A 24,288-nucleotide genomic window follows, 5' to 3' on the forward strand; every position below is an offset into this window, starting at 1 on the left:
GCACAGTTGAGCTCATCAAGCACTCACCAGGAGCAGCACCATGAGCCTCAGACTTGGCGACATCGCCCCCGACTTCGAACAGGATTCCAGTGCCGGCACCATTCGGTTTCATGAATGGCTGGGCGATAGCTGGGGTGTGCTGTTCTCCCACCCGGCAGACTTCACGCCGGTATGCACCACCGAGCTGGGCTTTACCGCCAAGCTGAGAGACCAGTTCGCCGAGCGCGGCGTCAAGGCGATTGCCCTGTCCGTGGACCCGGTGGATTCGCACCACAAATGGATCGAAGACATCAACGAGACCCAGGACACCCAGGTCAATTTCCCGATTCTGGCTGACGCCGATCGCAAGGTGTCGGACCTTTATGATCTGATTCATCCCAATGCCAACGACACCCTGACCGTGCGATCGCTGTTCGTCATCGACCCCAACAAGAAGGTGCGGCTCACCATCACTTACCCAGCGAGCACTGGCCGTAACTTCCATGAAATCCTGCGGGTAATCGACTCGCTGCAACTCACCGACAACTACAAGGTGGCGACCCCGGCCAACTGGCAGGACGGTGATGAAGTAGTGATCGTGCCATCGCTCAAGGACGAGGAAGAAATCCAGAAGCGCTTTCCCAAAGGTTATCGCGCGGTGAAGCCGTACCTGCGCCTGACGCCGCAACCCAATCGTTGAAGATAAAAAGATCGCAGCCTCCGGCAGCTCCTACACGGATAGGCGGGCCCTGTAGGAGCTGCCGAAGGCTGCGATCTTTTTGAACCCACACCACAAAGCAGGGGATTTCAGGCCGTTTCGACGGCCTTTTTTTTTGCCTGGACATCCACTCTTTACATATCTCTTATTCGAATAACCAAATGAATAAATATGATTTATGGATATAACAATCAGCTGTTAAGGTCACTCCATCCAAGCGAGATCGCACACTGCGAATTGCCAAAATAGCTTAAGGAATTCCTGAATGCTGGTTGTCTCAATCGGTGGCAGTCCTAGCCAACGCTCCCGTTCCGGAGTGCTGCTGGACCACTCTCAGCGCTGGTTGCGCGAGCAAGGTGTGGAAGTGGTGAGTTACCAGGTACGGGACTTCCCGGCCGAAGACTTGCTGCATGCACGCTTCGATAGCCCCAAGGTGATCGACCTGCTGCAACAGATTGAAAACGCTGACGGCCTGCTGATCGCTACGCCGGTTTACAAGGCCTCGTTCTCCGGTGCACTGAAAACCGTGCTGGACCTGCTGCCCGAGCGCGCGTTGGACCACAAAGTGGTTTTACCCATGGCTACCGGCGGCAGTATCGCGCACATGCTGGCGGTGGATTACGCGCTCAAACCGGTGCTGTCGGCGCTCAAAGCCCAGGAAATGTTGCACGGGATTTTCGCCGTGGACAGTCAGATCGCTTACGGCGAAGGCAGCGCCCAGGCGCAGTTGGCGCCTGAGCTGGAACAACGACTTAGTGAGTCGCTGGAGCTGTTTCTTATCGCCATGGCGCGACGGCCGAAACCGATCGATCCGAACCTGTTGAATGAACGTTTGCTGAGTGCTCGCTGGAGCATTTGAGCCCGCACTCAATCCACCCCTGAATTTGCTTCACTCCACCTTACTCAGCCGCTAACGGCCAAGCAGGTGCAGCCAAAACCCAACTGCAAAAAGGAGAGCGCTATGCGCACTGTCATTTTGCGTCGTGGTCTGGTCGCTCTGTTTGCTGCGGCTGTCACCTTCGGCGCCATTACTCAAGCTCAGGCCGAGACACTTCGAATCGGTTATCAGAAGTACGGCACCCTGGTGCTGCTCAAGGCCAAGGGTACTCTGGAGAAACGCCTCGCCGCCCAAGGCGTGGACGTGCAATGGACTGAATTCCCCGGTGGCCCGCAGTTGCTGGAAGGCCTGAACGTCGGCTCCATCGACTTCGGCGTTACCGGCGAAACCCCGCCGGTGTTTGCCCAGGCGGCCGGTGCCGATCTGCTCTATGTCGCCTATGAACCACCAGCGCCCCACAGCGAGGCGATCCTGGTGCCCAAAGACTCGCCGATCAAATCTGTGCAGGAACTCAAGGGCAAGAAAATCGCCCTGAACAAAGGCTCCAACGTTCACTACCTGCTGGTGCGGGCTCTGGAAGACGCCGGCCTCAAATACAGCGATATCCAGACCGTGTTCCTGCCGCCAGCCGATGCCCGCGCCGCGTTCGAGCGTGGCAGTGTCGACGCCTGGGTCATCTGGGACCCGTACCAGGCTGCGGCCGAACAGCAACTGCAGGCCCGCACCCTGCGTGACGGCAAAGGCATCGTCGACAACCATCAGTTCTACCTGGCGACCAAACCCTACGCGCAGAAAAATCCCGAGGTGATCAAGACTTTGGTGGAGCAAGTGCGCGCAGTCGGCGAATGGTCCAAGGCCAACCCTGAAGACGTGACCCAACAGGTTTCGCCACTGCTTGGCCTGCCGGCAGACATCACCCTGACGTCGGTGAAACGCCAGGGCTACGGCGCGCTATTCCTGACCCCGGAAGTGGTGGCCGCGCAACAGAAAATCGCCGACAGCTTCTACCAGCTCAAGCTGATTCCGAAGCCGCTGAGCATCAAGGACGTGATCTGGACGCCACCGGCGGCCGTTGCCAAAGCACCGTAATTCGACTTCCTAAGGAGACCACTCCATGAGCCTCAACATCTTCTGGTTCCTGCCTACCCACGGCGACGGCCATTACCTTGGCACCGCCGAAGGCGCTCGCGCCGTCGACCACGGTTACCTGCAACAGGTCGCGCAAGCAGCCGACCGCCTGGGCTTTGGCGGGGTGCTGATCCCCACCGGGCGCTCCTGCGAAGACTCGTGGCTGGTGGCCGCGTCGTTGATCCCGGTAACCCAGCGCCTGAAGTTTCTGGTCGCCCTGCGCCCCGGGATTATTTCCCCGACGGTGGCCGCGCGCCAGGCGGCGACGCTGGATCGGTTGTCAGGGGGGCGGGCGCTGTTCAACCTGGTGACCGGCGGGGATCCGGAAGAGTTGGCCGGCGATGGTCTGTTCCTGAGCCACGAAGAACGCTATCAGGCTTCGGTGGAATTCACTCGCATCTGGCGTCGGGTGCTGGAAGGTGAAACCGTTGACTACGACGGTCAGCACATCAGCGTGAAGGGCGCCAAGCTGCTCTACCCACCGATCCAGCAACCGCGTCCACCGCTGTACTTCGGTGGCTCGTCGGAAGCGGCGCAGGACCTTGCCGCGGAGCAGGTCGAGATGGTTCTGACTTGGGGTGAGCCGCCGGCCGCTGTTGCCGAGAAGATCGAACAGGTACGGGCCAAGGCCGCCAAGTTGGGGCGTACCGTGCGGTTCGGGATTCGCTTGCACGTGATCGTTCGGGAAACCAATGCTGAAGCCTGGCAAGCGGCGGACCGGCTGATCTCCCACGTGGATGATGAAACCATCGCCCGCGCCCAGGCGTCGCTGTCGCGCTTCGATTCGGTTGGCCAGCAACGCATGGCCGCGCTGCACGGTGGCAGTCGCGACAACCTGGAAGTCAGCCCCAACCTCTGGGCCGGTGTCGGCCTGGTGCGTGGTGGTGCCGGCACGGCACTGGTGGGTGACGGTCCGACAGTGGCCGCCCGTGTGAAGGAATACGCGGACCTGGGCATCGATACGTTCATCTTCTCCGGCTATCCACACCTGGAAGAGTCCTATCGTGTTGCGGAGCTGTTGTTCCCGCACCTGGATATCGAGCGTGCGCAGCTGCCCCAGGGTGCCAACTACGTCAGCCCGTTCGGCGAGATGGTCGCCAACGATATCCTTCCCAAAGCCGCGTCGCAGAGCTGAGGCGTGTCATGAAGAAAGTTATCCACAACCTGGCGCCCTGGGCGTTGCCGGTGCTGTTGCTGGCGGTGTGGCAGTTGTCGGTATCGGCGGGCTGGTTGTCGACACGGATTCTGCCGGCGCCGATAGCCGTCATTGAAGCCGGCGTGAGCCTGGTGCGCAGCGGTGAAATCTGGACCCATCTGGCAATTAGCGGCTGGCGTGCTGCCTTGGGCTTCACCATCGGTGGCAGCATCGGCCTGGTGCTGGGTTTCATCACCGGCCTGTCGAAATGGGGCGAGCGCCTGCTCGACAGTTCGGTGCAGATGGTGCGCAACGTACCGCACCTGGCGCTGATCCCTCTGGTCATCCTGTGGTTTGGCATCGATGAGTCGGCGAAGATTTTCCTGGTGGCCCTGGGCACATTGTTCCCGATCTACCTCAACACCTATCACGGCATTCGCAACGTCGATCCGGCGCTGGTGGAGATGGCGCGCAGTTACGGTTTGTCCGGTTTCAGCCTGTTCCGCCAGGTGATCCTGCCGGGCGCACTGCCTTCGATCCTGGTCGGTGTGCGCTTCGCGTTGGGCTTCATGTGGCTGACGCTGATCGTTGCGGAAACCATTTCTGCCAGTTCTGGCATCGGTTACCTGGCAATGAATGCCCGGGAATTCCTGCAGACCGACGTGGTGGTGCTGGCGATCCTGTTGTACGCGGTGCTCGGCAAACTGGCCGACCTCGCTGCGCGCGGACTTGAACGAGTATGGCTGCGCTGGCATCCGGCCTATCAGGCTGCCAAGGGAGGTGCCGCATGACGGCTCAACAACCTCCACGCTTGCTGCGCGGAATTCCACTGGCAGTGCGCAAGCTGCAAAAGACCTTTGGTACGCGGCAAGTGCTGCGCGAGATCGACCTGCACATTCCGGCCGGGCAGTTCGTGGCCGTGGTCGGGCGCAGCGGGTGCGGTAAAAGTACCTTGTTGCGCTTGCTCGCCGGCCTCGACAAACCCACTGGTGGTGATCTGCTGGCGGGTTCGGCGCCTTTGAGCGCTGCGCTGGAAGACACCCGCTTGATGTTCCAGGAAGCGCGTCTGCTGCCGTGGAAAAAAGTTATCGACAACGTCGGCCTCGGGCTCAAGGGCAACTGGCGGCCACAAGCACTGGACGCGTTGGAGTCGGTTGGCCTGGCCGACCGCGCCAATGAGTGGCCTGCGGCGCTGTCCGGTGGGCAGAAGCAGCGCGTGGCACTGGCCCGCGCGCTGATCCACCAACCGCGCTTGCTGTTGCTGGACGAGCCCTTGGGCGCTCTCGATGCCCTGACCCGGATTGAAATGCAGCAACTGATCGAACGCCTCTGGCAAAAGCACGGCTTCACGGTGTTGCTGGTGACCCACGACGTCAGTGAAGCGGTCGCGATTGCCGATCGGGTGATCCTGATCGAAGAGGGTGAAGTCGGCCTCGACCTCCACGTGGAACTACCGCGCCCTCGGGTTCGCGGTTCTCACCGGCTGGCGGCGCTGGAAACCGAAGTCCTCAACCGCGTGCTGTCACTGCCCGGCGAGCCGCCGGAACCCGAACCTGTTTCACCATTGCCCACGCAGTTGCGTTGGGCGCAATAACTCACCTTATCCAACGACAGGAACAACCTCATGACTATCAAGGCCATCAACGTTCGTAACCAGTTCAAAGGCTCGATCAAGGAAATCGTGCTGGGTGACGTGCTGTCGGAAATCGACGTGCAGACCGCTTCGGGTATCGTCACTTCAGTCATCACCACTCGTTCTGTCAAAGAGCTTGAGCTGGTGGTCGGCAGTGAAGTGATCGCGTTCGTGAAATCCACCGAGGTGTCGATCGCCAAGTTGTAAAGGGCGTGCACTGCGCACAACCCCGGAGGGTGTGAGCCCTTCGGGTTTTTTGTGTGCGTGATTCAGTGGAGTCAGCGGTGTGGCCATCGCGGGCAAGCCCGCTCCCACAGGTTGATTTGTCACTTACAAAATCTTTGTTCGCTGGAGATTCTTGTGGGAGCGGGCTTGCCCGCGATGAGGCCAGCATGACCTGCACCGTAGTCAGATTGAGTGAGCGCGCTTGGTCAGATAAGGCGGCAGATAAAGCCCCAGATACGCATCAAACACCCGCATCCCTTCCTCGGCCATGCGCGGCGTGATCTGCCCATGCTGCTGCACCGAACGCGCGTACACCCGATCACCCAATTCCATCGCCAACGCAAACACGTCAACATCGTCCGGCAGCTTCGGCAATTCAAAGTGATGATTGAACAGCTTGTACATCAGGTCCCCCAACTCGATGTCGTGCTGACGGTCAGCCTGTGTCACTTCGGTCAACCCATGCTGGGCGAGAATCAACTGTCGGGCGGCCGCGTCCTCGTCGTAGATGTCGAGCATGCGCTGTTCCACCAGCCGCGACAGGTCGCGCCAGCCATTGAGGGCGGTGTGGTCGATGGGGGCTTGCAGGCAGGCGCGAAAAGCGGCGTGGACGTCGGCCGTCAGCGCTTCGAGCAGGGACGGAACACTGGCGAAGAAATGGTAGACCGAGGAGGGCGGGATGTCTGCGCGCTCGGCAACGCTGTAGATCGACAGACTGCCTGCGCCTTCGGCAGCCAGCAGCGTGCGGGCGGCGTCGAGTATCGAGTCGATCCGCGCCTGGCTGCGGGCGCGGGGTTTGCGAACGTTGGCGGTGCGCGTCATCGGAGTGTTCCTGCAAGGGCAGCGAGCATTGTACGAGGCGCCCTGCACCTTGTCTGCACGGGGCGGCCTGCTGCCCAATAACATTACAGAGCAGTTTATCCTCCGACTTGTATGCTGCGTCCGTTCAAGGGTTGAACCGGGCGTGCATTCATCGGGTACAGCGCCTTGAATGCCTGCAGCTGCGTTGTAGATAGTTGCAGCACTGAGGAAAGCACATGCCAGCGCACACCTTCCGTACACGGTGGCGTCGTCAGCGATCCCGCGTAGGAGTAGTAGCGACGGTTTGAGGGTAATAGATTGGCAATGTTCAGCGTTTTCAGGGTTTCCATGCCGCCTGCATTGTCGGGCATGGCTGCCAGGATCGGTTCGAGGGTCGGGTTGTGTGTGCCCTCTTCAAATAGCAATGCGACCACAGCAAGCTCGCCTGCTGTGTTGCGGTAAACCAGATGCGCGTTGAGTGGGTAAGTCCGGCCCATGATTTTTTCTTCGCTGGGCGTATGGAAGTGCATCTGCACGAATGCGTACTTGCCTGAGGGTAAGGTGATACCGCCTGCGGCGGATGACGATACCTGGATGGTATGTCCGTTGTTCAGAATGGCAGCGGGGCCAGCTTGAAATGTGAACGCCAACGGGGCAATTTCAGTCTCAACCGCATCACGGATATCGATCGGAGACTGCGCTTGGCCGGACGTACAGCCTTCATATTCGCTGCTCAATCCTCCCCAGTTTTCCGCGCCGATAGGAGCGGTATAGCTCCAGTCAACCGGTTTGCCCGTCGTTGCCCCGGCGGTGTTGCAAGCACCGGAGACGATCAAGGCAAGAGCCGACGCCAATAGCTGTTTTTTCATGATCATTTTTTCACCACTCTGGTAGGAATTCCGGTAATGGTCCGGCGTTCCTGAGTGTGTGATTGCGCAATGTTCAGCTATGCAGTCCGCGTCCTACGTTTGCGTAGGATCATTCCTCTTTGCCAGTGGGAATGGCGAGAATAAAAAAAGCCGCCAGCTGTAAGGCTGGCGGCGTTATTTTTATTTGATGCGAATTTAAACAGTATGCAGATACCAGTTGTACTCAAGATCGGAGATGGAGTGTTCGAACTCCTCCAGCTCGCTCTCCTTACACGCGACAAAAATGTCGATGTATTTTGGATCGATGTATTTGGCCATCACTTCGCTGTCGTCCAGCTCGCGCAGTGCATCACGCAGGTTGTTCGGCAGGCTCTGCTCGTTCTGCTCGTAGGAGTTGCCTTCCACGGGCGCGCCCGGTTCGATCTTGTTGACCAGGCCGTGGTGCACGCCAGCCAGGACCGAAGCCATCAGCAGGTACGGGTTGGCGTCGGCGCCGGCAACACGGTGCTCCAGGCGGACCGCGTCGGCGGAACCGGTCGGTACACGTACCGCTACAGTCCGGTTATCCAGACCCCAGCACGGTGCGTTGGGCACGTAGAACTGTGCGCCGAAGCGACGGTAGGAGTTGACGTTCGGGCACAGGAAAGCCATCTGTGCCGGTAGGGTCTCGAGCACACCGCCGATCGCGTGACGCAGTGCGGCGTTCTGCTCGGGATCCTCGCTGGCAAAAATATTCTTGCCGTCTTTATCAAGGATCGAGATATGGACGTGCAGCCCATTACCTGCCTGGCCCGGGTAAGGCTTGGCCATGAAGGTGGTGTCCATCTCATGGTCGTAGGCAATGTTCTTGATCAGGCGCTTGAGCAGTACCGCGTAGTCACACGCCTTGATAGGGTCGGCCACGTGGTGCAGGTTCACTTCGAACTGCGCCGGGGCACTTTCCTTGACGATCGCATCGGCAGGAATGCCTTGCTCCTTCGCACCTTCCAGAATGTCCTGGAGGCAGTCGACGTATTCGTCGAGGTCGTCGATCAGGTAAACCTGTGTCGAGTGCGGGCGTTTGCCGGAAATCGGCGAGCGCGGAGGTTGCGGGCGACCGTTCACGTTCTCCTGGTCGATCAGGTAGAACTCCAGTTCGAACGCAGCACAGATCGTAAGACCCATTTCGTCGAACTTGGCGACAACCTGACGCAGGACTTCCCGGGGGTCGGCGAAGAAGGGTTCACCTTCGAGTTCGTGCATGGTCATCAACAGTTGCGCAGTAGGGCGCTTCTGCCAAGGCTCGTTGCACAGGGTGTCAGGGATTGGATAACAGATTCGGTCAGCATCGCCGATGTCCAGGCCCAGGCCGGTGCTTTCCACCGTCGAGCCGTTGATATCCAGGGCAAAGAGGGAGGCCGGCAGGTTGATGCCTTTCTCGTAAACCTTGTGGAGGCTGGTGCGTTCGATGCGCTTGCCGCGCACCACACCATTCATATCCGCAATCAGAAGGTCAACGTACAGAACCTCAGGATGTTCCTTAAGGAACGCGTTCGCTTCGTTAAGCTGAACGGCACGCGGGGGTACCGACATGATGCAACACCTTTGTTGTTAAAAATATCAATCATTGATCTCTTCGGGTTTCAGTCAACCCGAACGGCATGCCGAAGTCAAGCGAGGCCTTTTTTGCCCTAAAAAAGCGCCCATGAGGCTTTTTTGAGGCACTTTGGGGCATTTTTTTGCCCTCGGGCTTATTACCAGCCGCAGGCTTGAGCGGGCCGTGTTGTATTTTTTACGGGGGTGTTGTGTAAAAAAATGAACAAGGCTAAGCTCGAATCAAACCCATAACAGCAATAATACCGGGGTGTTTCATGTCTCGCCTGCCGTTCATCGGCGTCACCGGCTGCTCACGGCAGACCGATCAGCTGGCAGCGTCCGATATTCTGGACGGTCTGGATGGCATTCTCTTTACCGGCTCTGCATCCAATATAGAACCGTTTCACTCCAGCGGCCCGTACTTCGTAGCGCAGACTGCCGATAATTCTGCACGCATCACCCATACACCTGTTGCCCCACGCTTCTTTCGAGGCGAGCATTCATGTGCCCGGCAATTGCAAGGGCAATCTGTACCACACGACGCCGATGCGTCAAACAACGCCTGACTTATCAGAGTCCGGAAACTCAGCCTAAGAGGCATTTATGAGTCACAACCTCGACCAGCTCACCGATTGGTTGAAAGACCACAAGATCACAGAAGTCGAATGCATGATCGCCGATCTGACCGGTATCACCCGGGGCAAGATTTCGCCGACCAACAAATTCATTGCGGAAAAAGGCATGCGCCTGCCCGAAAGCGTTCTGTTACAGACCGTGACTGGCGACTATGTCGAAGACGACATCTATTACGAACTGCTCGACCCGGCCGACATCGACATGATCTGCCGTCCCGACCAGAACGCGGTGTACCTGGTGCCGTGGTCCGTGGAGCCCACCGCCCAGGTGATCCACGATACCTATGACAAGCAAGGCAACCCGATTGAGCTGTCGCCGCGCAACGTGCTCAAGAAAGTGCTGAAACTCTATGCCGACAAAGGCTGGCAGCCGATCGTGGCGCCGGAAATGGAGTTTTACCTGACCAAGCGCAGTGACGACCCGGACTACCCGTTGCAACCGCCAATTGGCCGTTCCGGTCGTCCGGAAATCGGTCGTCAGTCGTTTTCCATCGAAGCGGCGAACGAGTTCGACCCGCTGTTCGAAGACGTCTATGACTGGTGCGAACTGCAGGAGCTGGACCTCGACACGCTGATCCACGAAGACGGTACGGCGCAGATGGAAATCAACTTCCGTCACGGCGATGCCCTGTCCCTGGCCGACCAGATCCTGATCTTCAAGCGCACCATGCGCGAAGCGGCCCTCAAGCATGATGTGGCTGCCACCTTTATGGCCAAGCCCATGACCGGTGAGCCGGGCAGCGCGATGCACTTGCACCAGAGCATTATCGACATCGAGACCGGCAAGAATGTCTTCTCTAATGAAGACGGGACCATGAGCCAGCTGTTCCTGCACCACATCGGCGGGCTGCAGAAGCTGATCCCCGAGCTGCTGCCGCTGTTCGCACCGAACGTCAACTCGTTCCGCCGCTTCCTGCCGGATACCTCGGCGCCGGTAAACGTGGAGTGGGGCGAAGAAAACCGCACGGTGGGCCTGCGGGTGCCGGATGCCGGGCCACAGAACCGTCGAGTGGAAAACCGCCTGCCGGGTGCCGATGCCAACCCTTACCTGGCGATCGCCGCGAGCCTGCTCTGCGGCTACATCGGCATGGTCGAAGGCTTGAACCCAAGTGCGCCGGTGGTGGGACGTGGTTATGAACGCCGCAACCTGCGCCTGCCACTGACCATCGAGGACGCGTTGGAGCGCATGGAAAACAGCGCGACCGTCGAGAAGTACCTGGGCAAGAAATTCATCACTGGCTACGTCGCGGTCAAGCGGGCCGAGCATGAAAACTTCAAGCGCGTGATCAGTTCATGGGAGCGGGAATTCCTGCTCTTTGCCGTCTGATGCGCTGCGGCGCGGTAGGAAATAACCGCGCCCTCACTGCAAACTTAGGAGAATTCGCATGACTAGTAACAATCCGCAAACCCGTGAGTGGCAAGCACTGAGCAACGACCATCACCTGGCACCGTTCAGTGACTTCAAGCAGTTGAAGGAAAAAGGCCCGCGCATCATCACCAGCGCCAAGGGTGTCTACCTGTGGGACAGCGAAGGCAACAAGATCCTCGACGGCATGGCCGGCCTGTGGTGTGTGGCCATCGGTTACGGTCGCGACGAACTGGCTGACGCAGCCAGCAAGCAGATGCGCGAGCTGCCGTACTACAACCTGTTCTTCCAGACTGCTCACCCTCCCGTACTGGAACTGGCCAAGGCCATTGCCGATATCGCGCCGGAAGGCATGAACCACGTGTTCTTCACCGGCTCCGGTTCCGAAGGCAATGACACCATGCTGCGGATGGTGCGCCACTACTGGGCGATCAAGGGCCAGCCGAACAAGAAAGTCATCATCAGCCGCAAGAACGGCTATCACGGTTCCACTGTGGCCGGCGCGAGCCTGGGTGGCATGACTTATATGCACGAACAGGGCGACCTGCCGATTCCAGGCATCGTTCACATTGCACAGCCGTACTGGTTCGCCGAAGGCGGCGACATGACGCCTGAAGAGTTTGGCGTGTGGGCTGCCAACCAGCTGGAAGAAAAAATTCTGGAAATCGGCGTTGATAACGTCGGTGCCTTTATTGCCGAGCCGATCCAGGGTGCCGGTGGCGTGATCATTCCGCCTGAGACCTACTGGCCGCGCATCAAGGAAATCCTCGCCAAGTACGACATCCTGTTCGTGGCGGACGAAGTGATCTGCGGTTTCGGTCGCACCGGCGAGTGGTTTGGTTCCGATTTCTACGACCTCAAGCCCGACATGATGACCATCGCCAAAGGACTCACCTCCGGCTACATCCCAATGGGCGGCCTGATCGTGCGCGACGAAGTGGTGGCAGTGCTCAACGAAGGCGGCGATTTCAACCACGGTTTCACCTATTCCGGTCACCCGGTGGCGGCTGCGGTGGCGCTGGAAAACATCCGCATCATACGTGATGAAAAAATCATCGAGCACGTCCACGCAGAAACGGCACCGTATTTGCAAAGTCGCCTGCGGGAACTGAACGATCACCCACTGGTGGGGGAAGTACGTGGGGTAGGGCTGTTGGGGGCGATCGAACTGGTCCAGGACAAGGCCACTCGCAAGCGTTACGAAGGTAAAGGCGTCGGCATGATTTGCCGCACCTTCTGCTTCGATAACGGCCTGATCATGCGCGCCGTCGGCGACACCATGATCATTGCTCCGCCACTGGTGATCACCAAGGCGGAAATCGATGAGCTGGTGACCAAGGCTCGCAAGTGCCTGGACCTGACACTGAGTGCGCTGCAAGCCTAAGTGCTAGGCTCTGAGCGGGGTGCAAGGTTTGCATTTCGCTCAGGGCAAACAAAGGATGGGTCTTTCCTTGAAAGGCAGCCTCGGATCTTGCCAGACTACCGGTTGTTTCAGATGCCCGGCAAAGGCCGCTGAGCACGTGGTTAAAAAGAAAAATTGGAGCATTACCCATGAAGGCATTAGGTATGAAGATAGCTGGCAAGACCCTCCTGGCCATGTCCCTGATGGGCATGATGGCAGGCGCAGTTCAGGCGGACGATAAGGTTCTGCACGTCTACAACTGGTCTGATTACATCGCACCGGACACCGTCAAGAAGTTCGAAGCCGAGTCGGGCATCAAGGTGGTCTACGACGTATTCGACAGCAACGAAACGCTGGAGGCGAAGTTGCTGGCAGGCAAGTCCGGCTACGACATCGTCGTGCCGTCGAACAACTTCCTGGCCAAGCAGATCAAGGCTGGCGTTTACCAGAAACTCGACAAGTCCAAACTGCCGTTGTGGAAAAACCTCAATACCGACCTGCTCAAAGCAGTATCGGTGAGCGATCCGGGTAACGAACATGCATTCCCGTACATGTGGGGTTCGATCGGTATCGGCTTCAACGACGAAAAGGTCAAGGCAGCACTGGGCGCCGATGCACCAACCAATTCCTGGGACCTGATCTTCAAGCCTGAAAATGCTGCCAAGCTGAAATCATGCGGCATCAGTGTCCTCGATTCGCCAACCGAGATGATTCCGGTGGCGCTGCACTACCTGGGCTATCCGACCGACAGCCAGGACAAGAAACAACTGGCTGAAGCTGAAGCACTGTTCCTGAAAGTCCGTCCTTCGATCGGCTACTTCCATTCGTCCAAGTACATCTCCGACCTCGCCAACGGCAACATCTGTGTGGCCATCGGTTACTCGGGCGACATCTACCAGGCCAAGTCCCGTGCGGCTGAAGCCGGTGACAAGGTGAAGGTCAGCTACAACATTCCGAAAGAAGGTGCTGGCAGCTTCTACGACATGGTCGCCATCCCGAAAGATGCCGAAAACGTCGAAGGCGCCTACAAGTTCATGACCTTCCTGATGAAGCCGGAAATCATGGCAGAGATTACCAACGCCGTGCGCTTCCCGAACGGTAACGCTGCGGCAACACCGCTGGTTGATAAAGACATCACCAGCGACCCGGGCGTTTATCCACCAGCCGACGTTCTGGCCAAGCTGTACGCGATTGCCGACTTGCCGGCCGCTACCCAGCGAATCCTGACCCGCAGCTGGACCAAGATCAAATCGGGTAAATAAATAAACCTGCAGGAGCGAGCTCGCTCGCGAAGAACGCTGGAGCCCCGTTGGGTGCCAGGCATCCCGAGTTATCGTTGGCGACCATCGCGAGCGAGCTCGCTCCTACAGGGCTATATGCATAAAAGTTTTGCTGGAACGGTTTTTCGAGGGTAAGTTGCGCGCCGGTTTGTTGTCGGGCAGTCGAGGGCTGTCATGCAGCGCGGGGCAACTTGGGCCCAACTAATTTCAGAGGACCTCCACTTGCCTATTTCTTCTTTGTTTCGCAATGCCCTGTTGATGGCTGCCGGACTGACAGTTGCTGTCGGTGCCCAGGCCGCCGGTACGGTGCATATTTATAACTGGTCAGACTACATCGGTCAGACCACCCTGGAAGACTTCCAGAAAGAGACCGGCATCAAGCCGGTGTATGACGTCTTTGACTCCAACGAAACCCTGGAAGGCAAGTTGCTGGCCGGGCGCACCGGTTACGACGTCGTCGTGCCGTCCAACCACTTCCTGGGCAAGCAGATCAAGGCGGGCGCATTCCAGAAACTCGACAAGTCGAAGCTGCCCAACTATTCGAACCTCGACCCGGTGCTGCTCAAGCGCCTGGAGCAGAACGATCCGGGCAACCTCTATGCCGTGCCGTACCTGTGGGGCACTAACGGCATCGGTTACAACGTCGATAAGGTCAAGGCGGTACTGGGTGTCGACAAGATCGATTCCTGGGCCGTGCTGTTCGAGCCGGAGAACATCAAGAAGCTTCACAGCTGTGGTGTCGCCTTCCTCGATTCGGCTGACGAAATGATGCCGACAGTGCTCAACTACATGGGCCTGGATGCCAACAGTACCAACCCGCAGGACTACAAAAAGGCTGAGGCCAAGTTGCTGGCGGTGCGGCCTTACGTGACTTACTTCCACTCCTCCAAGTACATCTCGGACCTGGCCAACGGCGACATCTGCGTGGCTATCGGTTTCTCCGGCGACATGTTCCAGGCGAAAAACCGCGCTGAAGAAGCGAAGAAGGGCGTGAACATCGCCTACTCGATTCCCAAGGAAGGTGGCGCGCTGTGGTTTGACATGCTGGCGATTCCAAAGGACTCGAGCAACGTCAAGGAAGCCCACGCCTTCATTAACTATTTGCTGAAACCTGAGGTCATCGCCCAGGTCAGTGATTACGTCGGCTACGCCAACCCTAACCCTGGGTCGGACAAACTGATGGAGCAGTCCATTCGCACCGACGAAGCGGTTTATCCACCGCAGGCAGTCCTCGACAAGACCTACGTGTCCATCGAGCTGCCACCCAATATTCAACGTTTGATGACCCGCAGCTGGACCAAGGTCAAGTCGGGTAAATAGCTTCAAAACTATCCAAGGTTGGCTCACCTTGAGCGAACTGCACTCTGTTTTTTTGGGAGTTTCGTAAATGGCAGTTGCCTCCGGCGCCTACAAGAAAGCCCTCGAGGGCGACCAGACACCTAAACAGGTGCTGGTCAAAATCGACCGGGTCACGAAGAAGTTCGACGAGACGATTGCCGTGGACGATGTGTCCCTGGAAATCAAGAAAGGCGAGATTTTCGCCCTGCTCGGCGGTTCGGGATCGGGCAAGTCCACGTTGCTGCGCATGCTTGCGGGTTTCGAACGGCCTACGGAGGGGCGCATTTTCCTCGACGGTGTGGACATTACCGATATGCCGCCGTACGAGCGGCCGATCAACATGATGTTCCAGTCCTACGCCTTGTTCCCGCACATGACCGTGGCGCAGAACATTGCCTTCGGCCTCAAGCAGGACAAGATTCCCGCGGCTGAAGTCGACGCCCGCGTAGCCGAAATGCTCAAGCTGGTGCAGATGAGCCAGTACGCCAAGCGCAAGCCGCATCAACTGTCTGGCGGCCAGCGCCAGCGTGTGGCACTGGCGCGCTCCCTGGCCAAGCGGCCAAAGCTGTTGTTGCTCGATGAGCCAATGGGCGCACTGGACAAGAAACTGCGCTCGCAGATGCAGCTGGAACTGGTCGAGATCATCGAACGAGTCGGTGTAACCTGCGTCATGGTGACCCACGACCAGGAAGAGGCCATGACCATGGCCGAGCGCATCGCGATCATGCACCTGGGCTGGATCGCCCAGATCGGCAGCCCGATCGACATCTACGAAACCCCGACCAGCCGCCTGGTCTGTGAATTCATCGGTAACGTGAACATCTTCGAAGGCGAAGTCATCGACGACGCCGAAGGCCACGCGATCATTACCTGCAAGGACCTGGACCGCAAAATCTACGTGGGCCACGGCATCAGCACCTCGGTGCAGGACAAGTCGGTCACCTACGCGATCCGTCCGGAAAAACTGCTGGTTACCGCCGACATGCCGACGTGCGAATACAACTGGTCCAGCGGCAAGGTCCACGACATCGCCTACCTGGGCGGCCATTCGGTGTTCTACGTCGAGCTGCCAAGCGGCAAGCTGGTGCAGTCATTCGTGGCCAACGCCGAACGTCGTGGCCAGCGTCCGACCTGGGGCGACCAGGTCTATGTGTGGTGGGAAGACGATAGCGGCGTGGTACTCCGCTCATGAACATGCGCAAATTCAAACGCCGCCTCAATCGAATAATTCCCGGTGGCCGCCAACTGGTCATCGGGGTTCCGTTCATCTGGCTGTTCCTGTTCTTCATGTTGCCGTTCTTCATCGTATTGAAGATCAGCTTCGCCGAAGCCGACGTGGCCATTCCGCCTTACACCGAGATCTACAGCTTCATCGACCAGAAGCTCCAGGTGCTGTTGAACCTGGGCAACTACGCGATGCTGGGCGACGACGAGCTGTACATCGCCGCGTATCTTGGCTCGTTGAAGATGGCGCTGATCAGCACGGTCCTCTGCCTGCTGATCGGCTATCCGATGGCCTACGCCATCGCCAGTGCCCGCAAAGAGATGCAGACGGTGCTGGTGCTGCTGATCATGATGCCGACCTGGACCGCGATCCTGATCCGCGTGTATGCGTGGATGGGCATCCTCAGCAACAACGGCCTGCTCAACGGCTTCCTGATGACCATGGGCTGGATCAACGAACCGCTGCAAATCCTCAACACCAACCTGGCGGTGTATATCGGCGTGGTTTATTCCTACCTGCCGTTCATGATCCTGCCGCTTTACGCCAACTTGGTGAAGCATGACAACAGCCTGCTGGAGGCGGCCTCCGACCTGGGCTCGAGCACGTTCAACAGCTTCTGGAAAATCACCATTCCATTGTCCAAGAACGGCATCGTCGCTGGCTGCATGCTGGTGTTCATTCCGGTCGTGGGTGAGTTCGTGATCCCGGAACTGCTCGGCGGTCCGGAAACCCTGATGATCGGTAAAGTGCTGTGGCAGGAATTCTTCAACAACCGTGACTGGCCGGTGGCGTCTGCCCTGGCGGTGGTGATGCTGGCGATCCTGGTCGTGCCGATCATCCTGTTCAACCGTAGCCAGGCCAAAGAGATGGAGGGCAAGGAATGAAGCGCTTCCGTTTCTCGAGTTTCATGCTGGTAGTAGGACTGCTGTTCATCTATGCGCCGATGCTGATCCTGGTGATCTACTCGTTCAACGCCTCCAAACTGGTGACGGTATGGGGTGGCTGGTCGATCAAGTGGTACGTCGGCCTGATGGACAACACCCAACTGATGGGCTCGGTGCTGCGCTCGCTGGAGATCGCCTGCTACACGGCGGTTGCGGCGGTAGCGCTGGGTACACTGGCGGCCTTCGTGTTGACCCGGATCACCCACTTCAAGGGGCGCACGTTGTTCGGTGGCCTGGTCACCGCGCCGCTGGTGATGCCCGAGGTGATTACCGGTCTGTCGTTGTTGCTGCTGTTCGTGGCAATGGCGCAGATGATCGGCTGGCCCCAGGAGCGTGGCATCGTCACCATCTGGATCGCTCACACGACGTTCTGTGCCGCGTATGTGGCGGTGGGAGTGTCGGCGCGTTTGCGTGAGCTGGACCTGTCCATCGAAGAGGCCGCCATGGACCTTGGCGCACGGCCGTGGAAGGTGTTCTTCCTGATCACCATCCCGATGATCGCGCCATCGCTGGCAGCGGGGGGCATGATGTCCTTCGCGTTGTCGCTGGATGACCTGGTGTTGGCGAGTTTCGTTTCCGGGCCGGGGTCTACGACCTTGCCGATGGAAGTGTTCTCGGCCGTGCGCCTGGGCGTGAAGCCTGAGATCAACGCCGTGGCCAGTTTGATTCTGCTGGCGGTGTCGCTGGTGACCTTCCTGGTGTGGTTCTTCAGCCGGCGTGCGGAAGAGTCGCGCAAGAAAGCGATCCAGCAGGCCATTGAGGAAAGCGCTGCCGACTCATGGAAGCAACCGGACGTGCGTCGTGCGCAGGCACCGCAAGCCGTTTGAGTCTGTAGGCTCGAACACCTGTGGGAGCGAGCCTGCTCGCGATGAGGGTTTAACGTTCAACGAAGATGTTGAATGTCAGTCCGCAATCGCGAGCAGGCTCACGCCCGCAAGGGCTGTTCGCCGGGTGCGGAGTCCAGGTGCCGCAGCCCAGCAGCATGAAGTCTTCCACAGGTTTTTCAGCGGTCAGGAAATCCACGGGGACTTGCGGATGATCTCGACAAAGTTCATCGGCTTGAAACCTGGCTCACTGTCCACCAGCACATCCGCATTCACCGTGCCGAAGGTGGTGCCTGGCTTGTCCTTGAAGCCGTTGGCAAAGGCACACAGGATGCACTCCTTGAACCCTTCACCCCGTGGATGCGCATGCACCACCGCCTCGCGCTGCACGGTGGAAAACGTCGCGTAATCGATGCCCAGCACATCCATCTCGACCCCTGCTGTTACCAGGGCCACGTTGGGGCGAAGGTGTTGCGGCACTCCCGGCGTGGTGTGCAAGGCAATCGATAACCACACCTGTTCGATGTCGTCGTCGCTTAAGCCATAGGGCTTGAGGAAGGCTTTGGCGGCGTTCGCACTGTCGACCTCGAAACGCTCATCGGCAGAGCGGTGGCCTTCCACCAGGCCCAGGTCATGAAACATCGCGCCGACGTAAAGCAGTTCGGGGTCGTAGGCCAACTGCTGGCGTTCGCCGCTAAGCGCGCCGAACAGGAACACCCGGCGAGAATGGTGATAAAGCAGGTCTGACTCGACGTCGCGAATGTATTCGGTGGTGGCCCTGGCCAGGGCGCTGTCGGGGATCTGGATGCCGGCGATGTGGCTGCTCATGGGTGCTTTCCTCGTGGGAACGCCTTGGTGGCGCTGATGGAACAAGTCTGTTCCTGCACCACACAGCGGACAATCGAGCCATGGCTGCGATCCTTGCCAATGAACGTGCATATCGCGCCAGCCTCGCTTGTTTCGCCGCGATTGGCTAAGTTCCTGTAGGCGCGAGCTTGCTCGCGATGGAGCTGAACGATGAAGAGGACTGCCTGGACGAAATGGCGCCATTAAGTCCATTGCGAGCAAGCTCACTCCTGCTGGGGGCATTGAATGGGGGCAAGTCTGTCATGAGTAAAACCGTTGCCATTGTGGTCTTTGCCGGCGTTCAGTCCCTGGACGTCACCGGGCCCATGGATGTGTTTTCCGAGGCCAATCGTTTCCTGGCACCGGCCGACCACTATCGCCTGGAAGTGATTGGTGTCGAGCATGGGGTGATGGCCTGTTCCAACGGTTTGGCAGTCAATGCCCATCGGCATTACTGCGAAGCGCTGGATGACTATGACCTGCTTCTGGTGGCCGGCGGCCCGCAGTTGCCGTACATGAATTTCGGCGCAACTTTTGATGCCTGGCTGCGCGACGCCAGCGCTCGGGCGCAACGGTTCGGCTCGATCTGCAATGGCGCATTCATGCTTGCCCGAGCCGGGTTGCTGGAAGGCAAAACGGTGACCACCCACTGGGGCGATGCGGCGGCGCTGGCCGCTTTATGTCCTGGTACGCGTGTCGAAGCCGACCGGCTGTACGTGCAGGATGGCGCGCTATACACCTCGGCGGGGGTGACTGCAGGGATTGATCTGTCGCTGTTCCTGCTGGCCCAGGATCACGGCCCGGAAGTCGCCTTGAGCGTGGCGAAGCGCCTGGTGGTGTTCACCCAGCGCTCGGGCGGGCAGTCGCAGTTCAGTCCATTCCTCACGCCCCATGCCGAACCGACCTCGGCGGTGGCGCTGGTGCAGCTCCATGTGCTGGCCAACCTCACCGGGGACCTGACCATCGCCGACCTGGCCAACGCCGCCAACATGAGCGCCCGTAATTTTTCCCGGGTGTTCGCCCGGGAAGCGAAGATCACCCCGGCGGAGTTCGTCGAAAGGGCTAGGGTGGATGCGGCGCGGGTGTTGCTGGAGAGCACCCGTGCACCACTGAAGACAGTGGCGTATCAGTGTGGTTTTCGCGATGCACAGCACATGCGCAGTGTGTTCAACCGGCGGCTGGGGGTGACGCCCCAGCAGTTCAGGCTGAATTTTGCGGTGGTGGTGTGAGGCGCAGGTCTGGGGTTGTCCATGCGGGCCCCATCGCGGGCAAGCCCGCTCCCACAATGGTCGCGCCGATCACAAATCATGTGTACGGCGCAGATCCTGTGGGAGCGGGCTTGCCCGCGAAGGCGTCAGCCCAGGCAACACAAATCTACTGAGCCACTGGCACCAACTTCAAAGTACTGCGCGTATTCGCCGCCACTTCCTCCTCATTGAGGTAAGCCTGGAAATAGACCCCTTCGATATACGCCTCGGCCTGGTCTTCATAGTGGCTGTTAAAGGGCACGCCGCTCTGACCGACCGGGTTGACGGTCAGGCTGTGGGCCGGGTCGGCGAAGTCGATCAGGCGCCGGGTCGACGGGCCATAGGTGACAGGCCAGGGCGCCGGGCCGATCTTCGCCGACAGGTTGTTGGGGACTTCATGAGTGCCCGGCGCGGGGAACGGGCCGACGTTGAAGACCTGGTCCAGCGGTTTTTGCTGCCCTACCGGATGACCATGGGTCAGGGTATGCGCCTTGCCCCACTGCCACTGCGCGAAGTCTGCGCCAAGCGTGTTCCGAAGGTGCACCAGGCTCGCTTGCCATGCCACCTTGACCGTGTCGGCGCGGGTTTCCTTCACCAGGGTGTCGCGGTTGTCCCACCACGGTGAATCAGCGCTGGCGGCCAGGCGCGGCAGTGCGGCATCGATCACCCGGGTCGACAATAGGGTGTCGAAAAACCCATCGCCCAGCTCGTCATGCATGGTCGCGTCAGTCAGGTTGAACAGGAACTGGTTGAACAGCGTGGCATTGGTGGAGTCCAGCGGGTAATCACCTTGCCACTGGGCCAATTGCTCCACCAACCGCAGTTCGGCAGGATCGCTCACCACTTCGCGTAACACCGGCAACAACGGGGCGAGCAAGCGTGGCCCGTAGCCGGTGGTGGTGCCCAGTTGCAGCTTCTGGCTGGCTTCCAGGTCCCACTTGACGGCTTTGTCGCCGAGCTGGCGATTGAGCTGCTGGCCACGATCCGCCAGGTTGTAGTACCCGGGGATGTCCATGCCGGTTGGCGATACCGGCTGGAAGTTGGCCGACACGATATAGCCCCGCGGCGGATTTTCTTCCTGAGGGTTGGCGCTGAACGGGTAGAAGCCGTCCTTCTCCGCCTCGGCAGTGCTGCCATCGAGAATAAAGCCACCCCGCACGCCCGCGGGGCGCCTGGGTAGCTGCGCTGCCGCCCACCAGCCAATGTCGCCCTTGGCATTGGCCCAGACGATGTTCAGGCCGGGCGCCTGGACCTTGGCTGCGGCACTGCGCGCCTTGGCCAGGGTGTCGGCGCGGTTGAGCTGGTAGAAGCCTTCGAGAATCGGGTTCGGGCTTTCGAGGAAGCCCCACCACATGGCGATCGGGGTCTTGCCCACATTCGCGCCCAGCGCATCGTTGACGATCGGCCCATGGGGCGACTGGCGCAGTACCAGGGTCACTGGGGTCTGACCCTTAACCGCTATCTGCTGCTCGCTGGAGGTCATGTCCACCCACTTGCCGCGATACCAGACCTGGTTGGGGTTGTCCGGATTGACCTTCTCGGCGATCAGGTCCAGGTCATCGTTCTGGAACATGGTGATGCTCCAGCCGAAATCGTGATTCAGGCCGAGTGACGCAAACGGCATCAGCGCCTGATAGTGACCGTAAAGGTCAAAGCCGGGTGCCGAGAGCTGCGCCTCATACCATACCGACGGCGCCGAGAAGCGAATGTGCGGGTCACCCGCCAGCAGCGGCTTGCCGCTCTTGGTGCGGCTGCCGGCGACGACCCAGGCGTTGCTGCCTTCGAACTGCGGCAGGCCGTGTTCCGCCAGGGCCTGTTCACTTAGGCGGGCGAGGGCGTTGAGGTCCTTCCAGTCGACACTGGCAAGGGGCCTGGCAGCGCCACCCTGGTGATTGGCCAGCACGCCTTTGGGCTGCCAGTCGAGATCGAACACATTGAGGTAGTTCGCACCAAGTTGATCACGCACGTAGGTCAGCAGGGGCTCGGTACGAAACGCTGCGGCGAAACTGTAGGCCATGTAGCCGGCGATGCTGATGGTGTCCTGTGCGGTAAACGGGCGCTTGGGAATGCCCAGCACGTCGAACTCGACCGGTCGCGCATGGCTGTCCTGGTACTGATTGATGCCATCCAGATACGCCTGCATGGCGATAAACGCCGGCGACTGTTGATCCAGGTTGGCGAAGTAGGTCTCAGCGCGCTCCCGGATGCGCAGGCTACGCATCAGCTTGTCGGTATCGAGCAGTTTGGGCCCCAGCACTTCGGCCAGTTCACCCCGGGCGAGGCGACGCAGGACTTCCATCTGGAACAGCCGGTCCTGGGCGTGCACATAGCCCAGCGCGCGGTACAGGTCGGGTTCGTTTTCGGCGCGGATATGCGGGACGCCGCGTTCGTCGTAGCGCACCGTGACCGGACCCTGCAGGTGTTGCAGTTCAACCATGCCCTTGCGCGTCGGCTGTTTGCTGTAGACATACCAGCCAGCGCCGGCAGCGAGCAGCACAACCAGCAGGACGAGAACGGTCAGGAGGCGTTTCATGGTGATTTCCTTGTTCTTGTTATGAGTGACAGCAATTCCCTGGCGACACTGTTTAACACGACCTGCCGCGACGGCCCATCGCCCTTAGGAGGGATTCGTATTGCCGGATCTTCCCTACTTCGTTGCCGCCACAGGCCAGGGGCAGTAACACCCCACCGCCAGTGTGTGAGTGGCGCTCACCTCACGCCCTTCGTTCAGCGCCTGCAGGATCGGTTCGATGAAGCTGTTACTGGAATTGCACGTCAGGCCTTCGCTGTAGGGGCCAAAATAGGCCAGTTTGCCGGTTCGATCCCATATCGCCACGGCGGGGCTGGCGGGGATCTGCTCGGAGCCAGGCAACACGTTGATGTTTTTCAGCCCGCCGAGGGTGCTCGGTAACTGCCCGTGACTACCGGGTTTTTGCACCGAGTAGAACTCGATGCCCTGTGGAACATAACGCTCGACCAGCTCACTGAGATGCTGCTGGTTGCCGACATTGCAGGGGCACGCAGGGTCCCAGAAGTGCACCAGGCGAATGGCCCCGGGGCCTGCAAGGTCGTCCGGCAGACGCAAGGGGTCGCCGGAGAATACTGCCGTATGTTCACTGAATGCGCGCAGGTAGCGACCTTGAAACCAGTCGTATGCCGCCCACAGTACGACGGCGCACACGAGGGTGAGCAGGCTGGCGAGCAGTGTGGTGCGGTAGGCCGGGCGCATGGAATGCTTTCCTTGGAGGTCGGTTAGCTTGCCATGCTTGCCGGGACAGATGAATATCGCAGGCCGATAAAGTCCGTTTCACTTGCTGGAAATTGCTCATGTCTGCCACTTTCGCCCCCGATCACTTGCGCGCCAGCCTGCGGCCATTGGCCGATGCCCAGCCGTTGTCGGAGCAAGCGCGGGCGTATCGGCACTTTTATGGCCTGGATTTTCCCGGGCGCGAACTGCGCACTGGCCTGGGCCGATTCGAGGCGGGTGGTTATCAGCTGGTCAGTCAGTTCTGGTGGCCGGCGCGGGCGAAAGCGACGTTGTTCCTGTTTCACGGTTTCTACGATCACACCGGGTTGTATCGGCACGTGATCGACTGGGCGCTGGATCAGGGCTTCGCCGTCATTGCCTGCGACCTGCCGGGGCATGGCCTGTCCAGTGGCGAGCGGGCGAGCATTCGGGATTTCAGCGAGTACCAGGACACGCTGCAGGGCTTGTTTGCCGAAGCGGAGTCGATTGATCTGCCGCAGCCGTGGCACTTGTGCGGGCAAAGCACCGGGGGTGCGATTGTGATTGATCATGTGCTCAACGCGGGCGCGCAAAGCCCAGCCCAGGGCCAGGTGATTTTGCTGTCGCCACTGGTTCGACCACGGGCGTGGGGTTGGTCACAATTGAGTTATCACCTGCTCAGGCCCTTCGTCAAAGGTATCGCCCGGCGCTTCAGCGAAAACTCCAACGATCCGGAGTTCCTGCCCTTCCTGCAAGCCGACCCGCTACAACCGCTGCGCCTGCCCACCGCCTGGGTAGGCGCGCTCGCCCGTTGGGTCAAGCGCATCGAGGCAGCACCGCACAGCTTGCGTCGGCCGCTGATCGTGCAGGGGCAGGCGGACATGACGGTGGACTGGCAGCATAACCTTGGGGTGTTGCGGACTAAATTCGACCGGCCGCAGGTGTTGATGCTGCCTGAGGCGCGGCATCATCTGGCGAATGAGACGCTGGCTTTGCGGGCGGAGTATTTCGGGTTCTTGACCAAGCGGATCAAGGGGCGGAATTTGTAGCGGCA

At 59.6% G+C, this 24,288-nt stretch carries 24 protein-coding genes; 17 read left to right on the top strand and 7 right to left on the bottom strand.

Annotation, left to right across the window (positions count from 1 at the left end; translation table 11 throughout):
* Positions 1-40: 40 nt before the first annotated feature.
* The 7 genes from UB23_RS13105 to UB23_RS13135 all read left to right on the top strand — a co-directional run bounded on the left by UB23_RS13105 (position 41) and on the right by UB23_RS13135 (position 5,638).
* Complete coding sequence (locus UB23_RS13105; RefSeq protein WP_045059744.1) at positions 41-679, top strand: peroxiredoxin; 639 nt, start codon at positions 41-43, stop codon at positions 677-679.
* Between the two features lie 283 nt (positions 680-962).
* Positions 963-1,556 carry an NADPH-dependent FMN reductase gene (gene ssuE / locus UB23_RS13110; protein ID WP_045059745.1) on the top strand — a complete coding sequence of 198 codons (594 nt, stop codon included), beginning with the start codon at positions 963-965 and terminating at the stop codon, positions 1,554-1,556.
* Positions 1,557-1,658: 102 nt separating this feature from the next.
* Positions 1,659-2,624: a sulfonate ABC transporter substrate-binding protein gene (locus UB23_RS13115; protein WP_045059746.1), complete on the top strand. Its 966-nt coding sequence runs from the start codon at positions 1,659-1,661 to the stop codon at positions 2,622-2,624.
* Positions 2,625-2,649: 25 nt separating this feature from the next.
* Positions 2,650-3,798 carry an FMNH2-dependent alkanesulfonate monooxygenase gene (gene ssuD, locus UB23_RS13120; RefSeq protein ID WP_045059747.1) on the top strand — a complete coding sequence of 383 codons (1,149 nt, stop codon included), beginning with the start codon at positions 2,650-2,652 and terminating at the stop codon, positions 3,796-3,798.
* Positions 3,799-3,806: 8 nt separating this feature from the next.
* Positions 3,807-4,589, top strand: a complete 783-nt coding sequence (gene ssuC, locus UB23_RS13125) for an aliphatic sulfonate ABC transporter permease SsuC (RefSeq protein WP_045059748.1) — start codon at positions 3,807-3,809, stop codon at positions 4,587-4,589.
* The gene (gene ssuB, locus UB23_RS13130; protein WP_045059749.1) at positions 4,586-5,392 is read left to right on the top strand and encodes an aliphatic sulfonates ABC transporter ATP-binding protein; all 807 of its coding nucleotides are present in this window, start codon (positions 4,586-4,588) and stop codon (positions 5,390-5,392) included. The genes ssuC and ssuB overlap by 4 nt, the downstream gene beginning before the upstream one ends.
* Before the next feature lie 30 nt (positions 5,393-5,422).
* Positions 5,423-5,638: a TOBE domain-containing protein gene (locus UB23_RS13135; protein ID WP_003229256.1), complete on the top strand. Its 216-nt coding sequence runs from the start codon at positions 5,423-5,425 to the stop codon at positions 5,636-5,638.
* Positions 5,639-5,839: 201 nt separating this feature from the next.
* Here UB23_RS13135 and UB23_RS13140 read toward each other — a convergent pair whose 3' ends face one another.
* The 3 genes from UB23_RS13140 to UB23_RS13150 form a co-directional block, all read right to left on the bottom strand.
* Complete coding sequence (locus UB23_RS13140; RefSeq protein ID WP_045059750.1) at positions 5,840-6,478, bottom strand: TetR/AcrR family transcriptional regulator; 639 nt, start codon at positions 6,476-6,478, stop codon at positions 5,840-5,842.
* Between the two features lie 95 nt (positions 6,479-6,573).
* A complete protein-coding gene (locus tag UB23_RS13145; protein ID WP_236695858.1) occupies positions 6,574-7,332 on the bottom strand; it encodes a carbonic anhydrase in 759 nt (252 codons plus the stop codon).
* 189 nt (positions 7,333-7,521) lie between these two features.
* A complete protein-coding gene (locus UB23_RS13150) occupies positions 7,522-8,898 on the bottom strand; it encodes a glutamine synthetase family protein (RefSeq protein WP_045059751.1) in 1,377 nt (458 codons plus the stop codon).
* Positions 8,899-9,176: 278 nt separating this feature from the next.
* On the opposite strand from UB23_RS13150, the gene UB23_RS29915 reads away from it, so the two are divergent.
* The 8 genes from UB23_RS29915 to UB23_RS13185 all read left to right on the top strand — a co-directional run bounded on the left by UB23_RS29915 (position 9,177) and on the right by UB23_RS13185 (position 17,918).
* Entirely contained in the window at positions 9,177-9,467 is a 291-nt protein-coding gene (locus UB23_RS29915; RefSeq protein WP_082069181.1) for a hypothetical protein, read from the top strand.
* A gap of 37 nt (positions 9,468-9,504) precedes the next feature.
* Complete coding sequence (locus UB23_RS13155; protein ID WP_045059752.1) at positions 9,505-10,863, top strand: glutamine synthetase family protein; 1,359 nt, start codon at positions 9,505-9,507, stop codon at positions 10,861-10,863.
* A gap of 58 nt (positions 10,864-10,921) precedes the next feature.
* Complete coding sequence (locus UB23_RS13160; RefSeq protein WP_045059753.1) at positions 10,922-12,286, top strand: aspartate aminotransferase family protein; 1,365 nt, start codon at positions 10,922-10,924, stop codon at positions 12,284-12,286.
* A gap of 182 nt (positions 12,287-12,468) precedes the next feature.
* Positions 12,469-13,566 (top strand): polyamine ABC transporter substrate-binding protein, encoded by a 1,098-nt coding sequence (locus UB23_RS13165; RefSeq protein WP_045059754.1) that lies wholly within the window; start codon positions 12,469-12,471, stop codon positions 13,564-13,566.
* Positions 13,567-13,806: 240 nt separating this feature from the next.
* Positions 13,807-14,904 (top strand): polyamine ABC transporter substrate-binding protein, encoded by a 1,098-nt coding sequence (locus tag UB23_RS13170; protein ID WP_045059755.1) that lies wholly within the window; start codon positions 13,807-13,809, stop codon positions 14,902-14,904.
* A 67-nt stretch (positions 14,905-14,971) separates the two neighbouring features.
* Positions 14,972-16,114, top strand: coding sequence for an ABC transporter ATP-binding protein (locus tag UB23_RS13175; protein WP_045059756.1), 1,143 nt, complete (start codon positions 14,972-14,974; stop codon positions 16,112-16,114).
* 35 nt (positions 16,115-16,149) lie between these two features.
* Positions 16,150-17,031, top strand: a complete 882-nt coding sequence (locus UB23_RS13180; protein WP_177328557.1) for an ABC transporter permease subunit — start codon at positions 16,150-16,152, stop codon at positions 17,029-17,031.
* Positions 17,028-17,918: an ABC transporter permease subunit gene (locus tag UB23_RS13185; protein ID WP_045059758.1), complete on the top strand. Its 891-nt coding sequence runs from the start codon at positions 17,028-17,030 to the stop codon at positions 17,916-17,918. The genes UB23_RS13180 and UB23_RS13185 overlap by 4 nt, the downstream gene beginning before the upstream one ends.
* Before the next feature lie 49 nt (positions 17,919-17,967).
* Here UB23_RS13185 and UB23_RS29770 read toward each other — a convergent pair whose 3' ends face one another.
* Together UB23_RS29770 and UB23_RS13190 are read right to left on the bottom strand one after the other, a co-directional pair.
* Positions 17,968-18,114: a hypothetical protein gene (locus tag UB23_RS29770; protein WP_160298063.1), complete on the bottom strand. Its 147-nt coding sequence runs from the start codon at positions 18,112-18,114 to the stop codon at positions 17,968-17,970.
* Positions 18,102-18,743: an HD domain-containing protein gene (locus tag UB23_RS13190; RefSeq protein ID WP_045059759.1), complete on the bottom strand. Its 642-nt coding sequence runs from the start codon at positions 18,741-18,743 to the stop codon at positions 18,102-18,104. The genes UB23_RS29770 and UB23_RS13190 overlap by 13 nt, the downstream gene beginning before the upstream one ends.
* Before the next feature lie 281 nt (positions 18,744-19,024).
* Here UB23_RS13190 and UB23_RS13195 point away from each other — a divergent pair, with 281 nt between their 5' ends.
* On the top strand, positions 19,025-19,990 hold the full coding sequence (locus UB23_RS13195; protein ID WP_045060004.1) for a GlxA family transcriptional regulator: 966 nt from the start codon (positions 19,025-19,027) through the stop codon (positions 19,988-19,990).
* Between the two features lie 145 nt (positions 19,991-20,135).
* Here the strand turns inward: UB23_RS13195 and UB23_RS13200 are convergent, their stop codons facing one another.
* Together UB23_RS13200 and UB23_RS13205 are read right to left on the bottom strand one after the other, a co-directional pair.
* Positions 20,136-22,541, bottom strand: a complete 2,406-nt coding sequence (locus UB23_RS13200) for a penicillin acylase family protein (RefSeq protein ID WP_045059760.1) — start codon at positions 22,539-22,541, stop codon at positions 20,136-20,138.
* A 114-nt stretch (positions 22,542-22,655) separates the two neighbouring features.
* Positions 22,656-23,237 (bottom strand): DUF6436 domain-containing protein, encoded by a 582-nt coding sequence (locus UB23_RS13205; RefSeq protein WP_045059761.1) that lies wholly within the window; start codon positions 23,235-23,237, stop codon positions 22,656-22,658.
* A gap of 98 nt (positions 23,238-23,335) precedes the next feature.
* On the opposite strand from UB23_RS13205, the gene UB23_RS13210 reads away from it, so the two are divergent.
* On the top strand, positions 23,336-24,283 hold the full coding sequence (locus UB23_RS13210; protein ID WP_045059762.1) for an alpha/beta hydrolase: 948 nt from the start codon (positions 23,336-23,338) through the stop codon (positions 24,281-24,283).
* The last annotated feature ends 5 nt before the right edge of the window (positions 24,284-24,288 follow it).

The sequence above is a fragment of the Pseudomonas sp. ES3-33 genome (assembly GCF_000952175.1).
Taxonomy (GTDB): Bacteria; Pseudomonadota; Gammaproteobacteria; order Pseudomonadales; family Pseudomonadaceae; genus Aquipseudomonas; species Aquipseudomonas gregormendelii.

Coding starts and splice junctions, on each gene's coding strand:
- UB23_RS13105 (WP_045059744.1), top strand. CDS start 41: ATGAGCCTCAGACTTGGCGACATCGCCCCCGACTTCGAACAGGATTCC.
- ssuE (WP_045059745.1), top strand. CDS start 963: ATGCTGGTTGTCTCAATCGGTGGCAGTCCTAGCCAACGCTCCCGTTCC.
- UB23_RS13115 (WP_045059746.1), top strand. CDS start 1,659: ATGCGCACTGTCATTTTGCGTCGTGGTCTGGTCGCTCTGTTTGCTGCG.
- ssuD (WP_045059747.1), top strand. CDS start 2,650: ATGAGCCTCAACATCTTCTGGTTCCTGCCTACCCACGGCGACGGCCAT.
- ssuC (WP_045059748.1), top strand. CDS start 3,807: ATGAAGAAAGTTATCCACAACCTGGCGCCCTGGGCGTTGCCGGTGCTG.
- ssuB (WP_045059749.1), top strand. CDS start 4,586: ATGACGGCTCAACAACCTCCACGCTTGCTGCGCGGAATTCCACTGGCA.
- UB23_RS13135 (WP_003229256.1), top strand. CDS start 5,423: ATGACTATCAAGGCCATCAACGTTCGTAACCAGTTCAAAGGCTCGATC.
- UB23_RS13140 (WP_045059750.1), bottom strand. CDS start 6,478: ATGACGCGCACCGCCAACGTTCGCAAACCCCGCGCCCGCAGCCAGGCG.
- UB23_RS13145 (WP_236695858.1), bottom strand. CDS start 7,332: ATGATCATGAAAAAACAGCTATTGGCGTCGGCTCTTGCCTTGATCGTC.
- UB23_RS13150 (WP_045059751.1), bottom strand. CDS start 8,898: ATGTCGGTACCCCCGCGTGCCGTTCAGCTTAACGAAGCGAACGCGTTC.
- UB23_RS29915 (WP_082069181.1), top strand. CDS start 9,177: ATGTCTCGCCTGCCGTTCATCGGCGTCACCGGCTGCTCACGGCAGACC.
- UB23_RS13155 (WP_045059752.1), top strand. CDS start 9,505: ATGAGTCACAACCTCGACCAGCTCACCGATTGGTTGAAAGACCACAAG.
- UB23_RS13160 (WP_045059753.1), top strand. CDS start 10,922: ATGACTAGTAACAATCCGCAAACCCGTGAGTGGCAAGCACTGAGCAAC.
- UB23_RS13165 (WP_045059754.1), top strand. CDS start 12,469: ATGAAGATAGCTGGCAAGACCCTCCTGGCCATGTCCCTGATGGGCATG.
- UB23_RS13175 (WP_045059756.1), top strand. CDS start 14,972: ATGGCAGTTGCCTCCGGCGCCTACAAGAAAGCCCTCGAGGGCGACCAG.
- UB23_RS13185 (WP_045059758.1), top strand. CDS start 17,028: ATGAAGCGCTTCCGTTTCTCGAGTTTCATGCTGGTAGTAGGACTGCTG.
- UB23_RS13190 (WP_045059759.1), bottom strand. CDS start 18,743: ATGAGCAGCCACATCGCCGGCATCCAGATCCCCGACAGCGCCCTGGCC.
- UB23_RS13195 (WP_045060004.1), top strand. CDS start 19,025: ATGAGTAAAACCGTTGCCATTGTGGTCTTTGCCGGCGTTCAGTCCCTG.
- UB23_RS13200 (WP_045059760.1), bottom strand. CDS start 22,541: ATGAAACGCCTCCTGACCGTTCTCGTCCTGCTGGTTGTGCTGCTCGCT.
- UB23_RS13205 (WP_045059761.1), bottom strand. CDS start 23,237: ATGCGCCCGGCCTACCGCACCACACTGCTCGCCAGCCTGCTCACCCTC.
- UB23_RS13210 (WP_045059762.1), top strand. CDS start 23,336: ATGTCTGCCACTTTCGCCCCCGATCACTTGCGCGCCAGCCTGCGGCCA.